A 26,039-nucleotide genomic window follows, 5' to 3' on the forward strand; every position below is an offset into this window, starting at 1 on the left:
GAATTTGCCGAGTTTCTTGATGTCGATATGGATGAGTTCGCCGGGCTGGTCGCGTTCGTAGCGCCGCACCGGCTCAGCCGGGGCCAAGGCCTTGAGCTTGTTCAGGCCAAGGCGCTTGAGGATGCGGCTGACTGTGGCTGGCGAGACACCCGTCTCCTTGGCGATGTGTTGGCCGGTCATGCGCAGGCGGCGTAACGTCTCGATCCGGGCGGCGGTGGCCTGCGAGGTCGGATGATACAGGCGGTGCGGTCGGGAACTGCGATCATTGAGACCGGCCTCGCCCTCCCGTCGATAGCGCCTTACCCACTTATAGACAGTCTTCACGCAGACGCCGAAAGCCGCAGCGACGGCCATCGGTCGCTGTCCTTCCATCAGCACGCGGTGCGCAATTACCGCTCGACTGAGCGGCGTGAGGCGGGCATTCATATGGATGTCCATTCGGTCCCCCGAGAATCACTGAAGCTTCGACAACCTCAGCTTTCCCGGTCCGGATCGAATGGACAACCTATTGGAAGCTCACATTTAGAGCGGCGAAACGCCGATCAGCCATTCGTGCAGCTTCCAGATGATCAGCGCCCAGGCGACGATGCCGATGATAACGGCATAGAGGTCGTATTTGGCCGAGACGAACGGGCGGAGCGTGATCTCGCCTGCTCGCTGGCGTCTTTTCAGCGAGATGCGCAGGATGACGCCCCAGGCGAGAAAGGCGGCAAACAGCAGCACCGATGACGTCTCGCCATTGGCGAGCAGATGCGCCAGCGCCCAGATCTTCACCGACAGCACCATCGGATGCTTGGTCTTGGTGGCAATATGCCCGGCCGGCAGCAGCGAGGCGACAAGACAGATCATCGCGATCAGCATCAGCGTGATCGCGATATGCGCCGTCCAGACCGGCGGATTGTAAAGCATGCCGGTCACTTCTCGCGCCTGCCCGAAACCGTAGATCAACAGGATCAGCGTCGCCAGGCTGGCGATCGAATAGGCTGCCCGCCAGCCCTTCTCGCCGAGGCTTGCGATCATCGAACGGCGGAAGCCGGGGGCGACCACCCGCACGAGATGCACCCCGAGGAAAAGTATGATGCCGACGATAAGCAAAGCCATGGCGGGTCCCTTCCGTGCCGTTTGTCATGACTTACCGGCTGGCGGGAAAAAATACCAGTTGAGACCGCAGCTTCGCCGCAATTCTATTGGAGGGAAACCGCGAACAAATTGTCGCGGTGCCCATGTCTCGTTTTCTGCTCTCCACCTGCCTGGCTGCCTCGTTCCTCCTCCCCATCGTGGCAGAGGCGGCCGACCGGCCGAAGCAGTTGGTCATCATCTCATTCGACGGCGCCCACGACAATGCTCTCTGGCTGAAGAGCCGCGAGATGGCCGCGAAGAACGGTGCCCATTTCACCTATTTCTTCTCCTGCACCTTTCTGATGAACGAGGCGGCGAAGAAGGCCTACCAGGCGCCGCACCAGAAGCGCGGAAAATCCAATGTCGGCTTCGCCCAGAGCGACGACGAGATCCGCGAGCGCCTCGGCAATATCTGGCATGCCCATCTTGAAGGCCACGACATATCGAGCCATGCCTGCGGCCATTTCGACGGCCGTCTTTGGAGCGAGGCGGATTGGTCGGCCGAATACGCCACCTTTCACGCAACCCTGAAAAGCGCCTGGAAGAGCGTCGGCCTCGATGAGCCGGCCGGCTGGCAGGACCTTGTCGATCACGGCATCAAGGGTTTTCGCGCGCCCTATCTCTCGGCGACGGCAGGCGCCGATATGGTCGCCGCCGAAAAGAAGGCAGGCTTCAGCTATGATGCGAGCCTCGTCACCAAAGGCCCGGCCATGCCTGTCGAGGAGGACGACATCATCCGCTTCGGCCTGCCGCTGATCCCCGAAGGCCCGAGCGAAAAACCGATTATCGGCATGGACTACAATCTCTTCGTACGCCACTCCAAGGGCGAGGAGGATACGGCAGATTCCGCCGAATTCGAGAACCGCGCCTATTCAGCCTTCAAAGAGGCTTTCGACAAGCAATATGCTGGCAGCCGAATTCCCCTCCAGCTCGGCTTCCACTTCGTCGAGATGAACGGCGGCGCCTACTGGCGCGCCCTCGACCGGCTGGTCGGCGACGTCTGCCACCGGGAGGACGTCGCCTGCGTCAGCTATTCCGAAGCGATCCCGATGATCGAGGCCCGGGGCAAGCTGGAGCGGGCATCGGGGCTCTGACGAAAACCATTTGAAAACGAGAGGTGGTGCCGCGCAGCCCCCTCATCCGCCCTAACGGGCACCTTCTCCCCGCTGGGGAGAAGAGGGAATCGCAAAGTCGGCGAACATATTCTCAAGCGATGGATAAACGCGAGACGCTGCCACGAGTCTCTTCTCCCCAGCGGGGAGAAGGTGGCGGCAGCCGGATGAGGGGGGCCACACGGCACACCCCGCTCATCCAGCCAGCCTCGCGCATCAACCATCCACATGCACGACGCCCGCTTCACGCTCCAGATAATGCTGGTCGATCGCAGGCAACGGCTCATCATCGATGGCCGCTTCGAAGGCCTTGAGGCGCTTATGGATGGAGAGCAGCTCGATGATCGTCGTCCATGAACTGACGAGATACTGGAACGAGTTGCTGACCTGGCCGAAGGCCGTTGAAATCTGCTGCCAAATACCAAGCGTAATTTGATGCGCGACGAAAGTCGGCACCAGAACGTAGTAGAGGAAAATTGCATCCACTTGCCCGTATCCAAAACGAGCAAAATTAAAATACAAATAGTGAAAATACATTCGATAATAGTTACGTCGAACGTTCGTAAACAGTTCCCTTACAGTTGGAGGCTGCGCTCTGTCGTCATGGTCCTCGCCGTAAACCAGTTCTTTACGGTAAGCTGCCTCCACTCGCTGGTTACGGAAATTCAAACCAGGTAGCTTGACACCAACAAGAGCCAACAAAACAGTTCCAAGCACAGACCAAATAAGTGCCAGCCAAACCAGGGAATTAGGCAGCGCTCCAATAATAGGGATGTTTGTAACGTACTTCGACAGTTCCGACAAAATCGGCAAAAATACAATAAGAGTCATGACAGACCCGATGAGACTAATCCCCAGACCTTCGAGAATGTTTGCAAAGCGCATTGTATCTTCTTGTACGCGCTGGGAAGCTCCCTCGATGTGGCGCAACTTTTCCCATTTTGACATATAGAAATTGTTCATGGCAGTGCGCCAACGAAAGACGTAGTGGCTTAAAAAAAACAGATTAAACGTGGAGACAACGACGCCGACGGCGCCTATTTCTAAGAATTTTCCAAGAAGAACATAAAAATTACTGTCGGTAATACCGGGTTTCCCTGCAAGCGCGTCCTGTAGAAGATTAAAGAATGGGCCGCGCCAGACGTTGATCGCAACATCCATCTGAACGCCAAAATAAGTAATGAATACGAGAATTGCCGTTCCCCAAACCGACCAGATTTTCCAGGGATTGTCTTTGGCGAAAACGTGCCACGCACAGCAAAATAAAGCCGAACAAAGTATAAAAAACACATAGAATAACAAATTGGTAGGCGCGATAAAAAACGCGGCTCCGACCGGCTGTGCACTCTCAGGCAACGGAGGAAAGCCGAGATTGGTCGAAAGCTCAATACCCACAAAATACCAAAAGAAAATGCATGCCAGCGTCCATACGGCGGCAGAGGCGAAAAACAGCTTGGGCTGGGGAAAAAAGGAATGAAACACGGGGGGCTTTGCTTTCCTGAACTGTGAGTCTCGGGAGTCTCGGAACACTGATTTTGCCGGAAACTAAGGCAGTTCGAAGGAAGCAGCAATGGGTTCGGGTGATTGTTACGCAGATGTAACCGGTTAAGCGATTTTCCTGATGACCGGCATCACGAGCGCGGCGCAGGCAACAAGGGCGACGGCGGCGATCACCGTTGGGGCGGTGAAACTGCCCGAGCGCTCGGCGATCCAGCCGGCAACGACAGGCCCGACGATCTGGCCGAGGCCGAAGGCGGCGGTCATCATCGCCAGGATTCGCCGCGGGCTGTCCGGCGAAAGCTTGCGGCCGATCTGCAGCCCGTAAGCGGTGATCGCCAGAAACGTCGCGCCGAACAGTGCCCCGCCGATCAGTGGTGCGGCAGAGTGCGGCAGCATGACGGTTGCGAGCACGCCGGCCGCCTCGACCAGAAGTGCGGCGACATAGACGCCGCCTAGCCCGAGCGGCCTGACCAAGGGCTTCCAGGCAAACAGCGCCACCGCCGCCGTCAGCCCGGCAATGAACCAGCAGAGGAATTCGACCAGCGGGCCTGTTGCGGACAGTCGCGCGATGGTGACGAGGAAGGTCGCGGTGATGACATAGCCGAAGCCGAACAGGCCGTAGGACAGCGTCATCAGCACCATCGGCCGGCTCCAGACGAGGGCCGGCTCCTTGCCCGCGCGCGCCGATTGCGCCGGGGCCGCCGGCAAGAGCAGGAAGACGATGACGAGGCTTGCCGCGCAATAGAGCGCTCCGCCAATCCAATCGGCCCGCCAGCCCCCCGGCCCGTCGTGAAAACCGAGCCCGATCAGAAACACCATGACCGAGGACAGCGCAATGCCTGCCCCCGGCCCGCCGAAATGCGCCGCCTGTACATGGTCGTTGCCGGCGGCAGCCCCGTGGCTGAGCACGATCGACGAGGTGAAGACCATCGCAAAGGCGCTGGCGAGGCCGGCGAGGAACCGGATGACGGCAAAGACCGCGACGGAATCGGTGGCGGCCATGGCGGCGAGCAGGATGGCGGTCGCCAACAGTGCCGAGAGCGCCACCAGCCGCTCCCGCCCCGCCGCCCAGTCATAGGCCGCAAGCACGGCACCGACGAGATAACCGACGAAATTCGCCGAAGCGATAAAACCTGCATCCGCCGCCGAAAGCGGCACCCCGCTCATCATGCCGGGCAGGATCGGCGTGTAAGAGAAGCGCCCGAAGCCCATGGCCGCCGCCATGGCGACGGCGCCGGCAGCGGCAGTGGATACGAGGTTCGGCGGGGAATGACGGGCGCGCTCGAGCATGCAGCGCTTATCGCGCCGCAGCATCTGCATCACAATCAAGTAATTCTGATCGACCGATCAATTCTGCGAAAGCAGGCGCAGGAGGATGGGCGTAGCCTCCCGCCCCGCCAGGGCCTCGGAGGACGGGGCGGGTGCGCTGATGCTGAATGATGCAAGAGCAACGTTGCGGCGTGCTTCGATAGTCCGCCTTACGGGCTGCGCGCCTCAGCGTGAGGGTCTTGGAGAATGCCGCACGGAGAAGGAAAGCTCCGCAAGTCGCCCTTTACGCCCGGCCACCCGGCAATGTCAGGATCACCGGCCCGTTGCGCGTCGCGACCACCGTATGTTCATATTGCACGGTGGGCGCCTTCGGATCGGCATAAAGCGTCCAGGCATCGTCGCCGCCTTCCGCCCAGGTCGCGCCGAGCGACAGGAAGGGCTCGACGGTGAAGACGAGCCCCTCCGTCATCACGCGTTTTTCCGAAGGGTCCGGCCAGGTCGAGAGTTCGGCCGGCTCCTCGTGCAGCGAGCGGCCGACGCCGTGGCTCGCCAGATTGGCGACCAGCGTATAGCGGTTCTTCTGCGCGAAGGCGCCGACGGCGGTGCCGATCTTGGCAAGCGGCTCGCCGGATTTCACCTGGTTGAGCCCGACCCAGAGCGCCCGCTTGCCGTCACGACAAAGCCGCTCGATTTTCGGCTTGACCGGCGGCATCGCGAAGGAAGCGCCGGTGTCGGCGAAGAAACCGTCCTTCTCGGCCGAGACGTCGATATTGATGAGATCGCCGGCGCGGATGACGCGCGGCCCGGGAATGCCGTGGGCGATTTCCTCGTTGACGCTGATGCAGGTCGCACCCGGAAACTGGTAGCAGAACTCCGGCGCCGAGCGCGCGCCCGCCTCCTCCAGCACCTTGCGGCCGATGGCGTCGAGCTCCAGCGTCGTCATGCCCGGCTCCATCGCCGCCGCCATCACCTGGATGGCATTGGCGCAGATCCGGCCGATCTCTTTGAGTTTCGCCAGTTCGTCGTCGTTTGCGATAACCATTCGTCAGTTCCGGCCTTGCGCAGGGCGGCCGCGGCCGCCTTGGTTAAGCGGTGGCTTTCGCCCCTCCGTCCGTTTCAGTCAATGCCTTTCTGACGATCGGCGCCACTTTCGTCCCGTAGAGCTCGATGCCGCGCATGATCTGGTCATGCGGCATCAAGCCGATCGCCATCTGCAGCAGGAAGCGGTCGTTCCGGAAAAGCGCATGATGGGCGATGATCTTTTCGGCGACCCCCTCGGGATCGCCGACGAAGAGTGCTCCGTTCGGTCCGCTTGCCATGTCGAACTGCGCCCGGCTCGTCGGCCCCCAGCCACGCTCGTGGCCGATGCGGTTCATCACTTCGGCCTGTGGGCCATAAAACTGCTCGGCCGCGGCCGCTGTCGTATCGGCGATGAAGCCGTGAACGTTGATGCTGGTCTTCAGCTTCGCCTGATCCTGCCCTGCCCGGCGAGCGGCCTCGCGGTAGAGATCGAAGAGCGGCGCGAACCGGCGCGGCTCTCCGCCGATGATCGCCAGCGCCACCGGCAGGCCGAGCGCACCGGCACGCGCGACGGATTGCGGCGTGCCGCCAACGGCGACCCAGAGCGGCAGCGGATCCTGCAGCGGCCTGGGATAAACGCCGCGCCCACGGATCGGCGCGCGCAGTTCGCCTTCCCAGTCGACCGTCTCGCTATCGCGCAGCGCGAGCAGCAGATCGAGCTTCTCTTCGAAAAGCTGGTCGTAATCCTCGAGATTGTAGCCGAACAGCGGGAAGGACTCGATGAAGGAGCCACGCCCCGCCATGATTTCGGCCCGGCCATTGGAAATCAGGTCGAGCGTCGAAAACTGCTGGAAGACACGCACCGGATCATCGGAAGAAAGCACGGTGACGGCACTGGTCAGCCGGATATTCCTCGTCTTGACCGCCGCCGCCGCCAGCGCCACTGCAGGCGCCGATGCCGCATAGTCCGGCCGATGATGTTCGCCGAGCCCGAAGACATCGAGCCCCACCTGATCCGCCAGCTCGATCTCCTCGATCAGATGCTTCAGCCGTTCCGCCCCTTCCGCTCCCTTGCTGCGCGGGGGATTGGGATTGACATCGGCAAACGTATAAAGCCCCAGTTCCATCGTCGGCATCCCATTGAATTCAACCTGGAGATAAGGACCGGCGGCAGGGAACGCAAATACAAACTCTGGAACGGAATGTTCGAGAATTTCGATAGGGGCGTGATGTCTTTGCCCTTCCGGCGGCAAGCACAGAGGGGCAGATCCAACCACCAATTCGAATCTGAAATCAACGACTTCAAAGCGCCGGCGGAATCATTTTCCAAGTCGCCTCAAATCGCACTTGAAGCATCGGGACGGCACAGCCTTGCCACGCCGCCCCGCTCAGCCGCTCACATCGTCGCCAACAACTCCGCCAGCTGGTCTGCGGCCTTGCCCCATCCTTCATGGAAGCCCATCTTCTCGTGCGCTTCCTTGTCCTCTGCGCGCCAGTGCAGCGCCTTGGCGGTATATTTCGTGCGGCCATTGCCGAGATCTTCGAGCAGGATGACGCCGGTGAAGAAGGGTTTTTCGGCAGGCACCCAGGCGCTGGTATAGGCATCGGTGAAGACGATCTTCTCGTTCTCGACGATCTCGAGATAGACGCCGCGGTTCGGATACTGGTTGCCCTCGGGATCCTGCATGACGATGAGGCTGGAGCCGCCGGGGCGCACGTCGAGCGTCGCTTCCGCAACATCCCAGGGGCGCGGCACGAACCACTGCTTCAACAGATCGGGATCGGTCCATGCCTTGAAGATCTTCTCGCGCGGCGCATTGAATTCGCGAACGAGGGTGAGTTCATGTTGCGTGCTGGCGGTCATTTCAACATCTCTCCATCTGAGTGAAACCTGTTTCGTATCAGGTTGTTGCAAGGACGTGTCGAACTTCGCCGTCCCGACAGCACGCAGAATTATTTAGCGACCGGCTGCGTCGCCTCTTCCTGCATCTTGTCGATCTGCCGGCGGATATGGGCTGCCTCCGCCGCCGAATGGGCAAGCGCGATGGCGCGGTCGAAGGCTTCGCGCGCCTGGCCGGTCAAGCCGAGCTGCTTCAGCAGCCCGCCCCGCAGGCCGTGATAGTAGAAATAGCCGCCGAGCTTTTCGCCGAGCGGATCGATCAGATCGAGCGCCTGCTGCGGCCCGTGCAATTTGGAAACAACGACTGCGCGATTGAGTGTCACCACAGGCGAAGGCTGCACACGTTCCAGCGCGCGGTAGAGCAGATCGATTTCCACCCAGTCGGTATCTTCGGCGCGTTTTGCCCGGGAATGGATGGCAGCGATCGCCGCCTGAAGCTGATAGGGGCCGGGCCGACGGTGCCGCAATGCTTTGTCGAGCAGCGCCAGTGCCTCGTTAATGAAAGGCTGGCTCCACAGCGAGCGGTCCTGATCTTCGAGCAGCACGATCTCGTCTTCAGCGCTGAAGCGCGCCGGCCGGCGCGAGATCTGCAGAAGCATCAGCGCAAGCAGCCCCATCAATTCCGGTTCGGACGGAAAGAGATGCAGCATCAACCGTGCCAGCCGGATCGCCTCGTCGCTGAAGGCGGCCGCCTCATGCTTCGGGTCGGCCTGGCTGTAGCCTTCGTTGAAGACGAGATAGATCATCGTGCTGACGATCGTAAGACGCTCGGCCCTTTCTTCAGGGCTCGGCGTTTCGAAGGGCACGCCCGCCTTGGCGACACGCGCCTTGGCGCGGGTGATACGCTGCTCCATCGCGCTTTCCGACACCAGGAAGGCGCGGGCGATCTGCGGCACCGAAAGGCCGGAAACGATGCGCAGCGCCAATGCGATCTGCTGGGTCGCCGGCAGATCGGGATGACAGCAGATGAAGAGAAGCCGCAGGATATCGTCGCGATAGTGGGAATCGTCCAGCCGCTCGGCAATATCGCCTTCGGCATCCTCGGTATCGGAGATGACGTCCTCGTCCGGAAGGGCCTGAAGCTTGGACCGCTTGCGCACCGCGTCGATCCCGCTGTTTCGGCCGACGAAGATCAGCCAGGCCGTCGGATCGCGCGGCGGCCCCTTCTCCGGCCATGTGCGGATCGCCCTCAGGCATGCCTCCTGAAACGCCTCTTCCGCAGTATCGAGATTGCGGAAATAGCGCAGCAGCGCACCGAGCGCCTTCGGGCGGGCCGAGGCAAGGGCAAGGTCGATCCAGGCAATGTCTGTCATGATGAAGTATCTCCCGGCCTGAAGACGTAGAACGGCCGAATTTCGTAAGAGGTGGAACCCGGATTGACGGAGGAAAGCTGTTTCGAGAAGGCGACCGCCTCGTCGAGCGTTTCGAAGTCGACCACGTAGAAGCCGAGAAGCGCCTCTTTCGTTTCCGCAAAAGGCCCGTCGATGACCAAAGGCTCGTCCTTGCCTTTGCGCACGGTGGTCGCAGCCGTCGTCGGCATCAGCCGGCCGACGGGGCCGAGCTTGCCGGATGCGGCAAGCGGCTCCTGCACGGCATAGAGCTTCTCCATGACGGCAGCTTCTTCTTCCTTGGTCCAGGCGAAGACGGTTTCCTCATGGGCGTAACAAAGGATTGCATAAAGCATCGGGTCACTCCTCTTCCGAATGACGAAGGAGTAACCGCTAACCCGACAGGCCGCATCAAATAATTATCGTGGTCCGCTGCGTGCGAAAGAGCGACCGGTTGGTTGAAGGCTAGCCCTCGCTCAGCGTCCGCCTGACCGCGCTCTTCCAGCCCTTGAGCTTTGCCGCCCTGACCTTCTCGTCCATATCCGGCTCGAAACGCCGGTCCCGTTTCCACGTCGACGAGAAACCCTCCCTGTCCGGCCAGACCCCTGCCCGGCTGCCGGCAAGCCAGGCAGCGCCCAGCGCCGTTGTCTCGAGAATCACCGGCCGGTCGACCGGAGCGTCGAGCAGGTCGGCGAGGCGCTGCATCGTCCAGTCGGAAGCGACCATGCCGCCATCGACGCGCAGCACCGTATCGTCACCACCGTTCTTCCAGTCCTTCTGCATGGCGTCGAGCAGGTCGCGGGTCTGGTAGCAAACGGCTTCGAGCGCCGCCCTCGAAAGCTCCGCCGGGCCGCTGTTGCGTGTCAGCCCGAAGATCGCGCCGCGCGCCTTGGCATCCCAATGCGGTGCGCCGAGCCCGGTAAAGGCGGGCACGAGATAGACCTCCTGCGTCGGATCGGCCTTTTCGGCAAGTGCATTGGTCTCGGCGGCGCTGCCGATGATCCCGAGCCCGTCCCGCAGCCATTGCACGGCCGCACCGGCGATGAAGATCGAACCCTCCAACGCATAGGTCGTCTCGCCGTTCAGGCGATAGGCGATGGTGGTCAGCAGCCGGTTTTTCGAACGCACCATATCGGCGCCGGTGTTGAGCAGCGCGAAACAGCCGGTGCCGTAGGTCGATTTCAGCATGCCCGGCTGAAAACAGGCCTGGCCGATGGTCGCCGCCTGCTGGTCGCCGGCAACCCCGAGGATCGGGATCGCGGCCCCGAAGATGCTGGTGTCGACCGTGCCGAAATCGGCGGCACAATCCTTGACTTCAGGCAGCATGGCGGCAGGCACGCGCAGAATATCGAGCAGATCCTCGTCCCAGGCGTTCTCGGCGATGTTGTACATCAACGTGCGCGAGGCGTTGGTGGCATCGGTGACGAAGCTGTTGCCGCCGGTCAGCCGCCAGATCAGGAAGGTATCGATCGTGCCGAAGCAGAGATCGCCCCTGGCAGCGCGCGCCCGGGCGCCCTTGACGTTGGCGAGCATCCAGGAAAGCTTGGTGCCGGAAAAATACGGGTCGAGGATCAGGCCGGTCTTCTTGGTGAACAGCCGCTCCAGATCCTGCCGTTTCAGATTGTCGCAATAGCTTGCCGTGCGCCGGTCCTGCCAGACGATGGCATTCTGGATCGGCCGGCCGGTCTCGCGCTCCCAGACGACCACCGTCTCGCGCTGGTTGGTAATGCCGAGCGCGGCGATATCCTTGGCCGTGATCCCGGCATCGCGCAGCGCCATGTTGACAGTGGAGACGACCGAGTCCCAGATTTCCTCGGGATCGTGCTCGACCCAGCCGGAGCGCGGATAGATCTGGGTGAATTCCTTCTGGCCCTTGCCGGCGACATGCATATCGACGTCGAACACGATCGCCCGCGTCGACGTCGTCCCCTGATCGATCGCCAGAACATATCCACCCATGAAATCCTCCTCAAGCATATGATTATCGTGACAAATCAATAGGACACGGATGCGGGTGAGAAAAGCGAATAAAGCGGAATTGCCAGCCTGCCGGCTTTGGGCATAACCTCGCCACCAACGTTGCAACGCAGCATCGGCCTGTCAGGAGAAAAATATGAGCAGATCAGTCGTCGTCACCGGCTCCACCAGCGGCATCGGCCTTGCGATCGCCACCGCCTTTGCCGAAACCGGCGACAACGTCGTCATCAACGGTTTCGGAAATGCCAATGAAATCAAGGCGATCGTCGAACGGCTTGAATCAGTATCCAAGGCACGGGCGATCTATCATCCGGCCGATATGACCAAGCCCGCCGAGATCGCCGACCTGATCGAAACGGCGGCAAACACCTTCGGCACCGTCGATGTCCTGGTCAACAATGCCGGCATCCAGCATGTCGAAAAGATCGAGGATTTCCCGATCGAGAAATGGGATCAGATCATCGCCATCAATCTGTCGAGCTCCTTTCACACCATGCGCGCCGCCATCCCGCTGATGAAGGCGAAGAAGCATGGCCGCATCATCAACATCGCCTCGGCGCACGGGCTGGTCGCCTCCCCCTTCAAATCCGCCTATGTCGCGGCAAAACATGGTATATTAGGCCTGACGAAAACGGCGGCTCTGGAGCTTGCCGAATTCGGCGTGACGGTGAACGCCATCTGCCCCGGCTATGTGCTGACGCCGCTGGTCGAGAAGCAGATACCCGATACCGCCAAGGCCCGCGGCATGACCGAGGAGCAGGTGAAGAGCGAGGTCATCCTCAAGGCGCAGCCAACGCGTGAATTCGTCAAGGCCGAGGAGATCGGCGCCCTGTCGCTTTACCTTGCCAGCGACGCCGCCCGGCAGGTGACGGGAACGCATATCTCGATTGACGGTGGCTGGACGGCGGCTTAACCATTTGGAAAAAACAACCGGGAATATCATGAACGACAGCATCCGCTTCATCCTGAATGGCGAGGACATCGCGCTCGCCGATGTCGGCCCGACCGAGACGTTGCTCGATTTTCTGCGGTTGAAGCGACGCCTGACGGGCACCAAGGAAGGATGCGCGGAAGGCGATTGCGGCGCCTGCACCGTGCTGGTCGGCAGGCTCGCCGATGGCAAGCTCGCCTACGAATCCGTCAATGCCTGCATCCGTTTCATGGGCTCGCTGCATGCCACCCATGTGGTGACGGTCGAGCATCTGGCCGGCCGGGACGGCGCGTTGCATCCGGTGCAGCAGGCATTGGTCGATTGTCATGGCTCGCAATGCGGCTTCTGCACCCCGGGCTTCGTCATGTCGCTCTATGGCCTGTGGCTGACGAAGGAAAATCCCAGCCGCCGCGAGATCGAAAAGGCGCTGCAAGGCAATCTCTGTCGCTGTACCGGTTATGAGCCGATCGTCAAGGCCGCCGAGCAGGTGAGCCTGATGCGGCCGAGCGCGCTCTTCGACCCGCTGCAGCGGACACGCTCGGAAATCGTCGCCCGGCTCTGGGCAATGCAGACAAGCAGCACGATCAGAATTGCCACGGACGAAGACCGGCTGATCATTCCGGCTTCGCTTCAAGCGCTGACCGAAATCCTCTCGCAGGAGCCCGACGCGATCATCGTCGCCGGTTCGACCGATGTCGGTCTCTGGGTGACGAAGCAGATGCGGCGGCTGAGCCCCGTCGTCTTCATCAATCACTTGAGCGAACTGCAGTCGGTCACCGAAAGCGAGGACGGCGTCACCATCGGCGCCGGGGTCAGCTATAGCGGCGCCTTCGCGGCGATCTCGAAAAAGATCCCGGCGCTCGGGCGATTGATCGATCGCATCGGCGGCGAGCAGGTGCGCAACATGGGCACGATCGGCGGCAATATCGCCAACGGCTCGCCGATCGGCGACAGCCCGCCGCCGCTGATCGCGCTCGGCGCGACGCTGACGCTGCGCTCCCTGGAAGGCCAGCGCAAACTGCCGCTCGAAGATTTCTTCATCGCCTACGGCAAGCAGGATCGGAAGCCCGGCGAATTCGTCGAGAGCATCTTCGTGCCCTATCCCAAGCCAGCCAGCCGCTTTGCCGCCTATAAGATCACCAAACGGCGCGACGAAGACATCACCGCCGTGCTCGGCGCCTTCCTGCTGACGCTCGACGACGCCGAGATGGTCACCGACATCCGCATCGCCTTCGGCGGCATGGCGGCAACACCGAAACGCGCCCGCGCCGTGGAGGCCGAACTGATCGGCAAACCATGGACGGAAGCGACGATCGACGCCGCCCGCCCCGCCTTCGATGCCGACTACCAGCCGCTGACCGACTGGCGCGCCACGGCGGAATACCGGCAACTGACGGCGAAGAACCTGCTGACGCGCTTCTATCTGGAGACTGTTGGAGCGCCGGCGGAGCTGAAGCGGTTCGAGGAGGTGGCGTGATGGAGAAGTCAACCGTTGTCGCCAGCCGCCCCCCTCATCCGCCTGCCGGCACCTTCTCCCCGCCGGGGAGAAGAGACAAGGGGCGACGTCTCGACTCCCTGTTCTCCCCAGCGGGGAGAAGGTGCCCGATAGGGCGGATGAGAGGGGCGAGCGGCACTGAGCCGCGAGCGCCCGGAGCACCTGCGACGGGCAATTTTCCGGCAGAGAGACGCTAATGGACAAGTCCACCTTCGAAAACCCCAAGGTCGTCATATCAGGCCCCATGCACGGCTCGCTGCGGCATGATTCAGCGCATAAACATGTCACCGGAAGCGCCGATTATATCGACGATATTCCCGAACCCGCCGGCCTGTTGCACGGCGCACTCGGCCTGTCCGACCGGGCGCATGCCGAAATCGTCAGCATCGATCTTTCGGCGGTCGCCGCCTACCCCGGCGTGGTCTGGGTCTTTACCGGCAAGGACGTGCCCGGCGTCAACGACACCAGCTCCAACGGCAGCCATGACGAGCCGCTGCTCGCCGAAACCTTGGTTCAGTTCCACGGCCAGCCGATCTTTGCCGTCGTCGCCGAAACACGCGACGCGGCGCGGCGCGCAGCCCGGCTGGCGAAGATCGACTATCGCGACCTGCCGCACTGGCACGATATCGACGGCGCGCTCGCCAATGGTAGCCCCTTGGTGATTACCCCGATGACGCTCCAGCGCGGCGAGCCGGAAACGGAAATGCCGAATGCTCCAATGCGGCTGAAGGGGCAGATGCGCATCGGCGGGCAGGAGCATTTCTATCTCGAAGGCCATATCGCTGTCGCCATTCCCGGCGAGGACGACGAGGTCACCGTCTGGTCCTCGACACAGCATCCGAGCGAAATCCAGCACATTGTCGGCCATGTGCTCGATATTCCGTCGAACGCGGTCACCGTCAACGTGCGCCGCATGGGCGGCGGCTTCGGCGGCAAGGAAACGCAGGGCAACCAGTTCGCAGCCCTTGCGGCGATCGCCGCCAAGAAGCTCGGCCGTGCGATCAAATTCCGCCCGGACCGCGACGAGGATATGAGCGCCACCGGCAAGCGCCACGATTTCCTTGTCGATTATGAAGTGGGTTTCGATGCCGAAGGCCGCATCCACGCGGTCGACGCCACTTACGCGGCGCGCTGCGGCTTCTCCTCGGATCTGTCGGGACCGGTGACGGATCGCGCGCTCTTCCATGCCGATTCCAGCTATTTCTATCCGCATGTGCATCTCCAGTCGAAACCGCTGAAAACTCACACCGTCTCCAACACCGCCTTCCGCGGTTTCGGTGGGCCGCAGGGCATGCTCGGCGCCGAGCGCCTCATCGAGGAAATCGCTTACACCCTCGGCAAGGACCCGCTCGATATCCGCAAGCTGAATTTCTACGGCCAGCCGGGCTCCGGGCGCACGCTGACGCCCTATCATCAGGAGGTCGAGGACAATATCATCGCCCGCATCGTCGATGAGCTGGAGGAAACCGCCGAATATCGGGCGCGGCGCAATGCCGTCATCGCCTTCAACCGCGACAGCCGCTATATCAGAAAAGGCATCGCGCTGACCCCGGTCAAGTTCGGCATCTCCTTCACCATGACTGCCTTCAACCAGGCCGGCGCCCTCGTCCATATCTATCAGGACGGCTCGATCCATCTGAACCATGGCGGCACCGAAATGGGCCAGGGCCTTTATACCAAGGTGGCGCAGGTGCTGGCCGACAGCTTCCAGGTCGATATCGACCGCGTGAAGATCACCGCGACGACGACCGCCAAAGTGCCGAATACTTCGGCCACCGCCGCCTCCTCCGGCTCGGATCTGAACGGCATGGCCGCATATGACGCCGCCCGCCAGATCAAGGAACGTCTGGTGGCCTTTGCCGCCGAGAAATGGGATGTCGGGCCCGCCGACGTCGTCTTCCTGCCGAACCGCGTGCGCGTCGGCGAGATCGAAGTCCCCTTCCCCGATTTCATCAAGCAGGCCTATTTCGCCCGCGTCCAGCTGTCTGCCGCCGGCTTCTACAAGACGCCGAAGATCCACTGGGACCGCAAGGCCGGCCGTGGTACGCCCTTTTACTATTTCGCCTATGGCGCCGCCTGCACCGAGGTCTCGATAGACACGCTGACCGGCGAATATCTGATCGACCGCACCGACATCCTCCACGATGTCGGCCGCTCGCTGAACCCGGTAATCGACCTCGGCCAGGTCGAGGGCGCCTTCGTGCAGGGCATGGGCTGGCTGACGACGGAAGAACTCTGGTGGGATGACAAGGGACGGCTGCGCACCCATGCGCCCTCGACCTACAAGATCCCGCTCGCCTCCGACCGCCCGAAGATCTTCAACGTCCGCCTTGCCGAATGGTCGGAGAGCGCAGAGGCCACCATCGGCCGCTCCAAGGCCGTCGGCGAACCGCCCTTCATGCTGGCGATCTCGGTGCTGGAAGCGTTGTCGATGGCAATCGCAAGCGTGGCGGACTACAAGGTCTGCCCAAGGCTCGACGCGCCGGCGACGCCGGAGCGGGTGCTGATGGCGGTGGAGCGGATGAAGCGGGTTTAGGCGATCCCCCGGATGTCTGATCTCGAAGACATTGGAAAGAGACGGCCCGGCAAGACCGCACAGGCCCGCAAACTGCGACAAACCGAAACCGAGGAAGAATATCGACTTTGGAGTGACCTGCGAAATCGGCAGTTGAACGGATACAAATTTGCACGACAGGTTCCCCTCGGGGTCTATATCGTCGATTTTCTATGCCGGGAAGAACGGCTGGTTGTCGAGATCGACGGATTTCATCACGCAGACAATATTTCTGACATGACTCGGACCTTGTGGCTAAACCGGGCTGGATATTCAATCCTCCGATTTTGGAATCATGAAATAACCCAGGAGCGAAGAGCAGTCCTTGAGACGATCCTTGCCGCACTTGAAAGGCGAATATTCCAGCGCGATGATATCCTTCGCTTCTATCCTGCGATCGTTCGTACGGAGAATTTGAGAACGTAATGCGCTTGAACCAAGCCCCCTCATCCGACCCTTCGGGCCACCTTCTCCCCGCTGGGGAGAAGAGGAAACAAGACGTTTGCGCATCGCTCAAGCAAATCGCTGAACCTGTGGGAACCACATGTAAAAACGTAGATGGGATCAACGAGAGCGCGGCATTCTCCCTCTTCTCCCCAGCGGGGCGAAGGTGGCCCGAAGGGTCGGATGAGGGGGTCTTCGCGACATACTCCATAAGCCACGGGGCTATCCCATGACCGACCTCCCCACCTTCTTCACCGCCAACCCCGACAGTATCCTCGTCGACATCACCGGCGCGCAAGGCTCCACCCCCCGCGAGACCGGCGCCTACATGCTCGTTTCGCCGACCGCGCTGTGGGGCACGATCGGCGGCGGGCAATTTGAATTCATGGCAATCGCAAATGCACGGGAGATGCTCGCAGGGACCGGCGGAACCGCCGCCATGGACATCCCGCTCGGCCCCGAAATCGGCCAGTGCTGCGGCGGGCGCACACAGTTGCGGTTTCGCCGGCTGACGCAGGCGGTAAAAGACGAACTCGAAGCCAGGATTGCCGGCGAGATCGAGCGTCTGCCGGAGGTCTATCTCTTCGGTGCCGGCCATGTCGGCCGGGCGCTGGCCGCAGCCCTTGCACCGCTGCCACTGTCGGTCACGATCGTCGAAACGCGACAGGAAGAACTCGCCAATCTGCCGGCGGGGACCAAAACCCGGCTCGTGCCGATGCCGGAGGCGCTGGTGAAGGATATTGCGGGCGGTGGCGCGGTCGTCATCCTGACGCACGATCACGCGCTGGATTTCCTCATCGCCCGCGAGGCGCTTGATAGGCGCGACCTTGCCTACACCGGCATGATCGGCTCGGCGACCAAGCGCGCCACCTTGGCAAGCTGGCTTTCCCGCGAAGGCGGTGGAGAACGTGGTTGGATGGAGCGGCTGACGCTGCCGATCGGCGGTTCCTCGGTCAGGGACAAGCGCCCCGAAGTGATCGCCGCCATGACCGCCGCCGAGATCCTGACGGCAGTTTCAGCCTACCGCATGCGCTCGTCCTCGTAAAAAGGCTCGCGCCCGTCGAGGAAACCGAGATCGCGCTTGACGCGGTCCGGTGCAGCGAAAAGATCGAGCCGAGGCAGACGGCAGAAACGGTCGGCGCTGCCCCCCAGCCAGCCGGCAAGGCGCCGGAAAGCACCGATTCTATGTTGCGGCCTGTTCTCTTCGATAGTCGAGCAATCCATGACATCACCTCGGTAGATTGATGGGATGAGTTGCAGTTTGCCGCCAAAAATGCTGCAATTCCAATCGAACGACCGTCTGCCTGCATCAAGAGAACTTATCTATGAAACTGTCGAAGCAATTCCCGCTGAATGCGCTGCGCGTCTTCGAAGCCGCTGCCCGGCTCGGCAGTTTCACCAAGGCGGGCGACGAACTCGGCATGACGCAGACGGCCGTCAGCTACCAGATCAAGCTGCTGGAGGAGAATGTCGGCGAGCCGCTCTTCCTGCGCCGTCCCCGCCAAATCGCGCTGACGCAAACCGGCGAACGGCTGGCGCCGAAGGTGACCGAAGCCTTTGCCATGCTGCACGATGCAATGGCGACGGCGCGCGACAGTGTCGAAGGCACGCTCGCCATCAGCTCGACTCATACTTTCGCCTCGAAATGGCTAGCGCCGCGCCTCGGCTCTTTCCATTTGAAGCACCCGGCGATCGCGGTGCGCTTTCAGGCGACCTCCGACATTATCGATTTTGCCCGCGAGCAGATCGATGTCGGCATCCGCTGGGGTGACGGCAATTGGCCGGGGCTAAGCCTGCACCGGCTGATGGGCCTGGAATTCACCCCGATGCTGAGCCCGAAGCTGGCGGAATCGGCAGGCGGCATCAAGGAGCCGCGCGATCTCCTGAAGTTCGATCTCTTCGACGCCGGCGATATCTGGTGGAAACAGTGGTTCGAGGCAGCCGGCGTCACCGAGACGGATCTCGACCGCCGCCCGCGCAACCAGCTCGGCTCCCAGGCGGTGGAAGCCGATGCAGCGATCGCGGGACATGGCGTCGCCATCCTCAACCCGGCCTTCTATGCCGCCGAGATCGCACTCGGCCGGCTCTACCAGCCCTTCGAGCTGACCCGCAGCGACGGCAAGGCCTACTGGCTCGTCTATCCCGAAAACCGCCGCAACGTGCCGAAGATCAAGGCCTTCCGCAACTGGATCCTCGCAGAGATGCAGGCAGCCGGGAACTAGATGATCGGGCGTCGGACGGTCTGACCCGGTCCGATCTTTCGTTCGGCCTCAGTATCCCATCTCCGGCGCATAGAAACAGCGCGGCGTATCCTCGTTCGGGAACAGACACAGATGATAGTCGTTGTCGCCCGATTGCATCGCCTTCGTCATCGGCAACAGGAAGACATGCGCATGCGTGACCAGCCGATGGTCGCCCGGCAAGAGCGTCACACGATATCCGCCCGGCGTCACCGCCACGCTTTTCGAAGGGATCATCTGGCAGTCGCCATTGTGACTGTCGCCGTTGCAACAATAGGGATCATAACTCCACCCCGAGGGTGCGTCGTGAGCCGTCGCCAACGACGCGTACGCAATCATCACACACGTCAGAATGCTGCGCATGGGCATCTTCTCCGTCGATGAATGCGCCGCCGATGATCTAAAGGTTCTTATCTTATGCCGGCGGCCTGCAAAGTAACTGTAATCCACTTGTCATAGTTCAAGGCGTGCCGAATTAGCACATCATGTATAAGCCAGAGATAATGCACAGTCATCTCGGCAGCTTTTAGGCACGAGACAGCAGATCTGCGATGCGGCCGCGCTCGGCGGCTTCGGCAAAACCGCCGGAAATCATCAGCGGGGCGCCGAAGATCTCGACAAATCCATCGCCGAGGATGACACCTTCGCCATCCCGGCACGCGAGAATGGGCGTTGCCGTCGTCTCGCTGTAGCGCAGCAGCGCGGGGAGATAACCGGGATCGTCGTTCAGATGTGGGAAGAATTCGAAGGGCGCCAGATCCAGCGCCGCGCCATCCCGCACAGCATCCGGCGAACCGCCGGAAAAGAGGGCGTCAACGGCGATCGTCGGCGTCATCAAAATCGCTCCGGCGCTGGTTCCGACGAGAATGCCGTCGTCAAGCGCCCATGCGCGCAGCCTCTCCAGCATACCGCTTTGGCGCAGCCGCCTCAGAAAATCGCCGGTGTGGCCGCCTGTGAGATGGATGGCGTTACAGGCAAACAGCCGGCCGATCTCCTCGTCGCTGGAAAGCGCGTCGAGATCGACGAAGAGATCGAGCGAAAGCCCGTATCTGAGATAATACTGTCGTTTCTCATCGAAGAACTCCCGCTGCGGCTCCGGGGCGGAGGCGATATAGCCGATGCTGCTCCCGCGCGACAGAATGAGCGCCGCAAGCCGCCGGTCCATCGGCGCGTTTTCGGCGATGAGCTGATCGCTGTAGAGCGCGGTGATCATACCATTGCTCCTTTTGCCACACCGGCCGCTATGCGGACGCCATCTTTCAATCTCCTCTTCCCTCCCCGCCAAAATTTCCGCAATGTCACGAGTCGGAGGAAGATAGGGGAACTCGATGTATGAATATGCCATTGCATGGGAATGGCTCGCTTTCGCGGCGCGCTGGTTCCATGTCGTCACCGCGATCGCCTGGATCGGATCGTCCTTCTATTTCATCGCGCTCGATCTCGGACTGGTGAAACGCCCGCATCTGCCGCCCGGCGCCTATGGCGAGGAATGGCAGGTCCATGGCGGCGGTTTCTATCATATCCAGAAATATCTGGTGGCGCCCGCGCAAATGCCGGAGCACCTGACCTGGTTCAAATATGAAAGTTATTTCACCTGGATTTCCGGCTTCCTGATGCTGTGCATCGTCTATTATGGCGGCGCCGACCTCTTCCTCATCGACCGCCACGTGCTCGATATTTCGAAGCCGGTGGCGATCCTGATCTCGCTGGCATCACTCGCCGGCGGCTGGATCATCTACGACCTGCTCTGCAAATCCCCGCTCGGCAAAAATACCTGGGGCCTGATGGCGGTCCTCTATGTCGTGCTGGTCCTCATGGCCTGGGGCTATACGCAGCTTTTCAGCGGCCGCGCCGCTTTCCTGCATCTCGGCGCCTTCACCGCGACGATCATGTCGGCCAACGTTTTCATGATCATCATCCCGAACCAGAAGATCGTCGTCGCCGATCTCATCGCCGGCCGCACGCCCGATCCGAAATACGGGCAGATCGCCAAGCAGCGTTCGCTGCACAACAACTACCTGACCCTGCCCGTCATCTTCTTCATGCTGTCGAACCACTATCCGCTCTCCTTCGGAACGCAGTTCAACTGGGTGATCGCCGCTTTGGTCTTTCTGATGGGCGTCACCATCCGCCACTGGTTCAACACCACCCATGCCCGGAAAGGCCGGCCGACCTGGACCTGGATCGTCACCCTCGTCCTTTTCATCCTGATCATGTGGCTTTCGACGGTGCCGAAACTGCTGACCGGCGATAAGGATACGGCGGCGGTGGCGCCCGCCTTCCAGCAATTTGCCGGCGATCCGCATTTTCCCGCCGTCAAGCAACTGGTCGCGACGCGCTGTTCGATGTGCCACGCCGCCGAGCCCGTCTATGAGGGCATCGTGCGGCCGCCGAAGGGGGTGATGTTCGAAAACGACGCGGAAATTGCCGCCCATGCCCGCGAGATCTATATACAAGCGGGCCGCAGCCATGCCATGCCGCCCGGCAATATCACCGATATCACGCCGGACGAACGCAAGCTGCTCGTCGCCTGGTTCGAAAGCGCAGTCGAAGGCAAGAAACAATGACGACGACACTCCTGCGCGGCCGCCTGCTGTCCTTTCATCGGGCGCCGCTCAGTCTGGCCGACAGCCAGAGCTATCTCTACGAAGAAGATGGCGGCCTGCTGATCGAAGACGGGCTGATCGCAGCAGCCGGCCCCTATGCCGACGTCAAGGCGAAGGCCGCCGAAGGCACGATCGAGATCGATCACCGGCCGCATCTGATCCTGCCCGGGCTCATCGACATGCATCTGCATTTTCCGCAGATGCAGGTGATCGCCTCCTATGCCGCCAATCTGCTCGAATGGCTGAACACCTATACCTTTCCCGAGGAATGCCGTTTCGTCGAAAGCGCGCATGCTGAGAGGATCGCCACGCATTTCTACGACGAGCTGATCCGCCACGGCACGACCACGGCTGTCGCCTATTGCTCCGTGCACAAGACCTCCGCCGACGCCTTCTTCGCCGAGGCGATGAAGCGCAATATGCGCATGGTCGGCGGCAAGGTGATGATGGACCGCAACGCCCCGCAGGGCCTGCTCGACACGCCCGAGATGGGCTATGACGAGACCCGCCAGGTGGTCGCGGACTGGCACGGCAAGGGCCGCAACCACGTTGCCATTACCCCGCGCTTCGCCATCACCTCGACCCCGGCTCAGATGGAAGCGACGGCAGCGCTTGCCCGCGAATTTCCCGACCTGCATATCCAGACCCATCTGTCGGAAAATCACGACGAGATCAAATTCACCTGCGAGCTCTATCCCGACGCGATCGACTATACCGACATCTACGCGCGCTACGGCCTGCTCGGGCCGAAAAGCCTGTTCGGCCACGCCATCCACCTGTCCGAGCGTGAAGCCGATGTGATGAGCGAGACGGGCGCCGTCGCCGTCCACTGCCCGACCTCGAACCTCTTCCTCGGCTCCGGCCTGTTCCCGCTGAAGGCGCTGGCGCGGCGCGAAAAGCCGGTCCGCATCGGCGTGGCGACCGATATCGGCGGCGGCTCCAGCTATTCGATGCTGAAGACGATGGACGAGGCCTACAAGATCCAGCAATTGCTCGGCGAACGGCTGAATCCGCTGGAAAGCTATTACCTGATGACGCGCGGCAATGCCGAGGCGCTGTCGCTGGTGGACCGGATCGGCACGCTGGACCCCGGCAGCGAAGCCGACCTCATCGTCCTCGACGCGGCCGCGACCCCGGCCATGGCGCTGAAGCTGGAAGCAGTGAAGACCCTGCCCGAGGAACTCTTCCTCTTGCAGACGATGGGTGACGACCGGGCGGTCATCGAGACCTATGTGGCGGGCGTCGCTTTGAAAACGGGGCTTCGATGATGCCACTGAAGCCCATCCGCAATGACGATGACTACGAAGACGCGCTCTTGCTGTTGAAGCCGCCCGAAGCCGACAAACTCGACTTTCTGGCGACGCTGATCGACGCCTATGAAGCAGGTCGATACCCGATCGATCTGCCGGATCCGATCGATGCGATCCTCTTCCGGATGAAACAGCAGGGACTGTCACCGAAGGACCTGGAACCGATCCGCGGACGAAAAGCCGCCTGACGCGGCCGATTTCCCGTAACACTCGCGCGAAATCCATGTTACGCCGGATCGCTGCATTCAGATGTGAAAGTTCAATTCATGGCCACTCCGCTCACCATCGCCGATCTGAAGAAGCTCGCGCAGCGCCGTGTGCCGAAAATGTTTTTCGACTATGCGGATTCGGGCGCCTGGACGGAATCCACATATCAGGCGAACGAGAGCGATTTCAGCCGGATCAAGCTGCGCCAGCGGGTGATGGTGGACATGAGCGACCGCACGCTGGAAACGACGATGATCGGCCAGAAAGTGTCGATGCCGGTGGCCTTGGCGCCGACCGGCCTGACCGGCATGCAGCATGCCGATGGCGAGATGCTGGCGGCGCGCGCGGCGGAAGAATTCGGCGTTCCCTTCACGCTGTCGACGATGAGCATCTGCTCGATCGAGGATGTCGCATCGGCGACGACGCGCCCCTTCTGGTTCCAGCTCTACGTCATGCGGGACAAGGATTTCGTCCTTGGCCTGATCAACCGTGCCAAGGCCGCCAAATGTTCGGCACTGGTGCTGACGGCTGATCTGCAGATCCTTGGCCAGCGCCACAAGGATCTGCGCAACGGCCTGTCGGCGCCGCCGCGATTCACGCCAAAACATGTCTGGCAGATGGCGAGTAGGCCGTTCTGGTGCCTGGATATGCTGAAGACCAAGCGCCGCACCTTCGGCAACATTATCGGCCACGCGAAAAATGTCACCAACATCACTTCGCTTGCCGCATGGACGCACGAGCAGTTCGATCCGCGGCTCTCCTGGGCTGACGTCGCCTGGATCAAGGAGCAATGGGGCGGCCCGCTGATCATCAAGGGCGTGCTCGACCCGGAGGATGCGAAGGCTGCCGCCGATACCGGCGCCGATGCGATCGTCGTCTCCAATCATGGCGGCCGCCAGCTGGACGGCGCCCCGTCCTCGATCAGCATGTTGCCCGCGATCGTCGATGCCGTCGGCGACCGCATCGAGGTCCATCTCGACGGCGGCATCCGCTCCGGCCAGAACGTGCTGAAAGCCGTGGCCCTCGGCGCCAAAGGCACCTATATCGGCCGTCCCTTCCTCTACGGCCTCGGTGCCATGGGCAAGGAAGGCGTCACGCTGGCGCTCGGCATCATCCGCAGAGAGATGGACATCACCATGGCGCTCTGCGGCAAACGCGATATCAACGACGTGAACGCATCGATCATATCGCCGCAAGGCTGAAGCCGAGAAATCGGCACCGGCTGAAAGCGCGATGGCGGGCAATCCATGCCGGCTCCATTCAGGCTGGCGGCTGGCCGGCGCTCGCATTGAGCTGAAGGATCGCGAAAATCACGAGACAGACGGCGAGCGCAAAACGTTGCTGCCAGACGATGCGGCGCGATCCGGCAATCCGTCTCTCAAGGCCATGCGGCGCCCTGTCAGGCTTGCGCAGCTGCATGCGAGACAACAGGTCGTCGACCGCGGCAAGACCGGCCGTCTCGGTCTCGTAGCTCGACGCGAGGCGAAACAACAGCGCATCGAAAAGCAGATGGATCGCCAGCGCAAGAACAACCACGCAAAAAATAAACATCAAGAGCCAGCCGAGCGGCGACGCGAAGCCTCGATATCCCGCGGTGATCGGGCCGACAATCAGTGGCAGCAACGCCGTCAGCCCGCAGAAGATTGCATTGCGGCCGAGACTGCGCGCAACCGCCGAGGCTGTGGCATTCCACTGCGTCATTGCAAGCCCTCCATTGCGGCATGGATACTTCTAGCCGGCAGATGAACGCGCCGCCCCGCCCGTTCGAGTAGCCGCAGTGCCTCGGCTGGATTTTCGCAACGCCCGCTGATGAGCAGCCAACGCATGATGACGCAGGCGCTCCGCTGGAAACCGAGCGCGCAGCAGACAAGGACCGGTCCCTGCTGGCGCGCAGCCTCGACGTGGTTCGCCGCGGCGAACGTCTGGATCTTGTCGAGGGCTGCAAGATCAAGAGTGGGGAAACTGCACCAGCGCGCGAGTGTTCCGCCGGGGCGCTGAAGTTCGCCGGTCATGTCGATCACCGTGGCAAAACGGTCGGCCTCGTGGCGACGCGGAAAACGACCGAGATGGACGCCGTCAGCGATCACCACCGATGCCGGCATTGTGCGTGTCCAGAGCCAAACGTTGATGAGAGCGCCGAGCCGGTAGGGCGCCAGTAGCCAGCGGCTGGCAAGCGTGGCCCGGCCATCGGCGCGTTTCTGGAATATCTGCGGGCCGGCGCCGAAATATCCGACTGCGACGATCGCCAGCGCAACAGCCGGCCAGAGCAACAGAAGTGCCGCAGCCGTTAAAGGGGTGCAGAGCGCTGCAAGGCCGAGACATATGACGGCACCGCACAGATAATAGACGCCGAGACGGCGCGACTTTGGATCGCCGCTCATCGCAAACTTCGCGAGAGGCGAACCTGCGTCGCGCGGAAAAAGCCAGGCGGCGAACAGACCGAGCAGCATGCCGGTCGGTATGTCCATGACGTGATGCTGCCACGTCGTCAGCACGGAGGCTCCGATCAGAAAACACCAGAAGTGCCAGAGAAGCCGTGCCCTGCGCGGCAACCGGCCGCGCAGATGGTCCCAGATCACCACCAGGAGCGCGACATGCAGCGACGGTGCCTGGTTGAACGGCTTATCGAAGCCGCCGAGGACGGCGAACATGAAGCCGGGCAGCCCGCTCGTTGCCGGCCGCACGAAGATCGCTTCGAGTGGAAACGCGACAAAGCAGGCGACGGCGACTATCTGGATCGTCAGATAACGTCTTGCGAGCCTATCCACATCGCGCGGCGTGGTGTTGATGAACAGGCAGAGTGCATAGAACAGATTGATCGACCAATATGGTATGATCGTCCATCCGAGGAACGGAATGGCGCTTTCCCACGCGAAGGCGAGGTTCGGCACATGCGCGCGTTGCGATGCCAGCCAATTGGCGCCACCATAACTCAGATAGAAGAACGGCGCCAGGAAGACGAGCCAGAGCGCCGCCCGCTTCGGGACCGGTGCTGCCCGGAAAAAAGTAGAACCTGCCTTCTCCACG

25 protein-coding genes and 1 pseudogene are annotated in these 26,039 nt (G+C 61.7%); 11 read left to right on the forward strand and 15 right to left on the reverse strand.

Going from position 1 to position 26,039, the window contains the following annotated elements:
* The coding region (locus tag ATY75_RS16010; protein WP_143535313.1) for a leucine zipper domain-containing protein at nucleotides 1–438 on the reverse strand (438 nt) is incomplete at its 3' end.
* Between the two features lie 84 nt (nucleotides 439–522).
* Nucleotides 523–1,101 carry an NnrU family protein gene (locus ATY75_RS16015; protein ID WP_088938328.1) on the reverse strand — a complete coding sequence of 193 codons (579 nt, stop codon included), beginning with the start codon at nucleotides 1,099–1,101 and terminating at the stop codon, nucleotides 523–525.
* A gap of 122 nt (nucleotides 1,102–1,223) precedes the next feature.
* Between ATY75_RS16015 and ATY75_RS16020 the strand changes: the two genes are divergently transcribed.
* Nucleotides 1,224–2,213 (forward strand): polysaccharide deacetylase, encoded by a 990-nt coding sequence (locus ATY75_RS16020; protein WP_088938329.1) that lies wholly within the window; start codon nucleotides 1,224–1,226, stop codon nucleotides 2,211–2,213.
* A gap of 234 nt (nucleotides 2,214–2,447) precedes the next feature.
* Here ATY75_RS16020 and sbmA read toward each other — a convergent pair whose 3' ends face one another.
* From sbmA to glpK, 8 genes are all read right to left on the reverse strand, one after another.
* Entirely contained in the window at nucleotides 2,448–3,713 is a 1,266-nt protein-coding gene (gene sbmA, locus ATY75_RS16025) for a peptide antibiotic transporter SbmA (RefSeq protein ID WP_088938382.1), read from the reverse strand.
* 123 nt (nucleotides 3,714–3,836) lie between these two features.
* Complete coding sequence (locus ATY75_RS16030; RefSeq protein WP_190241370.1) at nucleotides 3,837–5,021, reverse strand: YbfB/YjiJ family MFS transporter; 1,185 nt, start codon at nucleotides 5,019–5,021, stop codon at nucleotides 3,837–3,839.
* Between the two features lie 262 nt (nucleotides 5,022–5,283).
* Nucleotides 5,284–6,042, reverse strand: a complete 759-nt coding sequence (map, locus tag ATY75_RS16035) for a type I methionyl aminopeptidase (RefSeq protein WP_088938330.1) — start codon at nucleotides 6,040–6,042, stop codon at nucleotides 5,284–5,286.
* Between the two features lie 43 nt (nucleotides 6,043–6,085).
* Nucleotides 6,086–7,147: an LLM class flavin-dependent oxidoreductase gene (locus ATY75_RS16040; RefSeq protein ID WP_088938384.1), complete on the reverse strand. Its 1,062-nt coding sequence runs from the start codon at nucleotides 7,145–7,147 to the stop codon at nucleotides 6,086–6,088.
* 269 nt (nucleotides 7,148–7,416) lie between these two features.
* Nucleotides 7,417–7,884, reverse strand: a complete 468-nt coding sequence (locus ATY75_RS16045) for an SRPBCC family protein (protein WP_088938331.1) — start codon at nucleotides 7,882–7,884, stop codon at nucleotides 7,417–7,419.
* An 89-nt stretch (nucleotides 7,885–7,973) separates the two neighbouring features.
* On the reverse strand, nucleotides 7,974–9,233 hold the full coding sequence (locus ATY75_RS16050) for an RNA polymerase sigma factor (protein WP_088938332.1): 1,260 nt from the start codon (nucleotides 9,231–9,233) through the stop codon (nucleotides 7,974–7,976).
* Nucleotides 9,230–9,604, reverse strand: a complete 375-nt coding sequence (locus tag ATY75_RS16055; protein ID WP_088938333.1) for a YciI family protein — start codon at nucleotides 9,602–9,604, stop codon at nucleotides 9,230–9,232. Before ATY75_RS16055 ends, ATY75_RS16050 begins: the two co-directional genes overlap by 4 nt.
* Before the next feature lie 109 nt (nucleotides 9,605–9,713).
* Complete coding sequence (gene glpK / locus ATY75_RS16060; RefSeq protein WP_088938334.1) at nucleotides 9,714–11,207, reverse strand: glycerol kinase GlpK; 1,494 nt, start codon at nucleotides 11,205–11,207, stop codon at nucleotides 9,714–9,716.
* Between the two features lie 154 nt (nucleotides 11,208–11,361).
* Here glpK and ATY75_RS16065 point away from each other — a divergent pair, with 154 nt between their 5' ends.
* The 5 genes and pseudogenes from ATY75_RS16065 to xdhC all read left to right on the forward strand — a co-directional run bounded on the left by ATY75_RS16065 (nucleotide 11,362) and on the right by xdhC (nucleotide 17,694).
* Nucleotides 11,362–12,138 (forward strand): 3-hydroxybutyrate dehydrogenase, encoded by a 777-nt coding sequence (locus ATY75_RS16065; protein WP_088938335.1) that lies wholly within the window; start codon nucleotides 11,362–11,364, stop codon nucleotides 12,136–12,138.
* Nucleotides 12,139–12,166: 28 nt separating this feature from the next.
* The gene (gene xdhA / locus ATY75_RS16070; RefSeq protein WP_088938336.1) at nucleotides 12,167–13,633 is read left to right on the forward strand and encodes a xanthine dehydrogenase small subunit; all 1,467 of its coding nucleotides are present in this window, start codon (nucleotides 12,167–12,169) and stop codon (nucleotides 13,631–13,633) included.
* A 214-nt stretch (nucleotides 13,634–13,847) separates the two neighbouring features.
* On the forward strand, nucleotides 13,848–16,187 hold the full coding sequence (gene xdhB, locus ATY75_RS16075; protein WP_088938337.1) for a xanthine dehydrogenase molybdopterin binding subunit: 2,340 nt from the start codon (nucleotides 13,848–13,850) through the stop codon (nucleotides 16,185–16,187).
* 24 nt (nucleotides 16,188–16,211) lie between these two features.
* Nucleotides 16,212–16,631 (forward strand): annotated as a pseudogene (locus ATY75_RS16080) (DUF559 domain-containing protein); the annotation flags it as partial.
* 247 nt (nucleotides 16,632–16,878) lie between these two features.
* Nucleotides 16,879–17,694, forward strand: a complete 816-nt coding sequence (gene xdhC / locus ATY75_RS16090; protein ID WP_088938340.1) for a xanthine dehydrogenase accessory protein XdhC — start codon at nucleotides 16,879–16,881, stop codon at nucleotides 17,692–17,694.
* Here xdhC and ATY75_RS16095 read toward each other — a convergent pair.
* A complete protein-coding gene (locus ATY75_RS16095) occupies nucleotides 17,670–17,873 on the reverse strand; it encodes a hypothetical protein (RefSeq protein WP_088938341.1) in 204 nt (67 codons plus the stop codon). The genes xdhC and ATY75_RS16095 overlap by 25 nt on opposite strands.
* A gap of 101 nt (nucleotides 17,874–17,974) precedes the next feature.
* On the opposite strand from ATY75_RS16095, the gene gcvA reads away from it, so the two are divergent.
* Nucleotides 17,975–18,871: a transcriptional regulator GcvA gene (gene gcvA, locus ATY75_RS16100; RefSeq protein ID WP_064840173.1), complete on the forward strand. Its 897-nt coding sequence runs from the start codon at nucleotides 17,975–17,977 to the stop codon at nucleotides 18,869–18,871.
* 48 nt (nucleotides 18,872–18,919) lie between these two features.
* On the opposite strand, the gene ATY75_RS16105 is transcribed toward gcvA, so the two are convergent.
* Nucleotides 18,920–19,252 carry a hypothetical protein gene (locus ATY75_RS16105; RefSeq protein ID WP_003565666.1) on the reverse strand — a complete coding sequence of 111 codons (333 nt, stop codon included), beginning with the start codon at nucleotides 19,250–19,252 and terminating at the stop codon, nucleotides 18,920–18,922.
* Between the two features lie 163 nt (nucleotides 19,253–19,415).
* On the reverse strand, nucleotides 19,416–20,102 hold the full coding sequence (locus ATY75_RS16110; protein WP_088938342.1) for a Type 1 glutamine amidotransferase-like domain-containing protein: 687 nt from the start codon (nucleotides 20,100–20,102) through the stop codon (nucleotides 19,416–19,418).
* A gap of 115 nt (nucleotides 20,103–20,217) precedes the next feature.
* Here ATY75_RS16110 and ATY75_RS16115 point away from each other — a divergent pair, with 115 nt between their 5' ends.
* From ATY75_RS16115 to ATY75_RS16130, 4 genes are all read left to right on the forward strand, one after another.
* The gene (locus ATY75_RS16115; protein WP_088938343.1) at nucleotides 20,218–21,456 is read left to right on the forward strand and encodes a urate hydroxylase PuuD; all 1,239 of its coding nucleotides are present in this window, start codon (nucleotides 20,218–20,220) and stop codon (nucleotides 21,454–21,456) included.
* Nucleotides 21,453–22,763 carry a guanine deaminase gene (guaD, locus tag ATY75_RS16120; protein ID WP_088938344.1) on the forward strand — a complete coding sequence of 437 codons (1,311 nt, stop codon included), beginning with the start codon at nucleotides 21,453–21,455 and terminating at the stop codon, nucleotides 22,761–22,763. Before ATY75_RS16115 ends, guaD begins: the two co-directional genes overlap by 4 nt.
* Nucleotides 22,763–22,993, forward strand: a complete 231-nt coding sequence (locus ATY75_RS16125) for a transcriptional regulator (RefSeq protein WP_245317585.1) — start codon at nucleotides 22,763–22,765, stop codon at nucleotides 22,991–22,993. The genes guaD and ATY75_RS16125 overlap by 1 nt, the downstream gene beginning before the upstream one ends.
* Nucleotides 22,994–23,071: 78 nt before the next feature.
* Nucleotides 23,072–24,214 carry an alpha-hydroxy acid oxidase gene (locus ATY75_RS16130; protein WP_088938345.1) on the forward strand — a complete coding sequence of 381 codons (1,143 nt, stop codon included), beginning with the start codon at nucleotides 23,072–23,074 and terminating at the stop codon, nucleotides 24,212–24,214.
* Nucleotides 24,215–24,272: 58 nt separating this feature from the next.
* Here ATY75_RS16130 and ATY75_RS16135 read toward each other — a convergent pair whose 3' ends face one another.
* On the reverse strand, nucleotides 24,273–24,713 hold the full coding sequence (locus ATY75_RS16135) for a hypothetical protein (RefSeq protein ID WP_088938346.1): 441 nt from the start codon (nucleotides 24,711–24,713) through the stop codon (nucleotides 24,273–24,275).
* A complete protein-coding gene (locus ATY75_RS16140; RefSeq protein ID WP_088938347.1) occupies nucleotides 24,710–26,038 on the reverse strand; it encodes a phosphatase PAP2/dual specificity phosphatase family protein in 1,329 nt (442 codons plus the stop codon). The genes ATY75_RS16135 and ATY75_RS16140 overlap by 4 nt, the downstream gene beginning before the upstream one ends.
* Nucleotide 26,039: the final 1 nt, after the last annotated feature.

The organism is Rhizobium sp. N122, assembly GCF_002211295.1.
Taxonomy (GTDB): Bacteria; Pseudomonadota; Alphaproteobacteria; order Rhizobiales; family Rhizobiaceae; genus Rhizobium.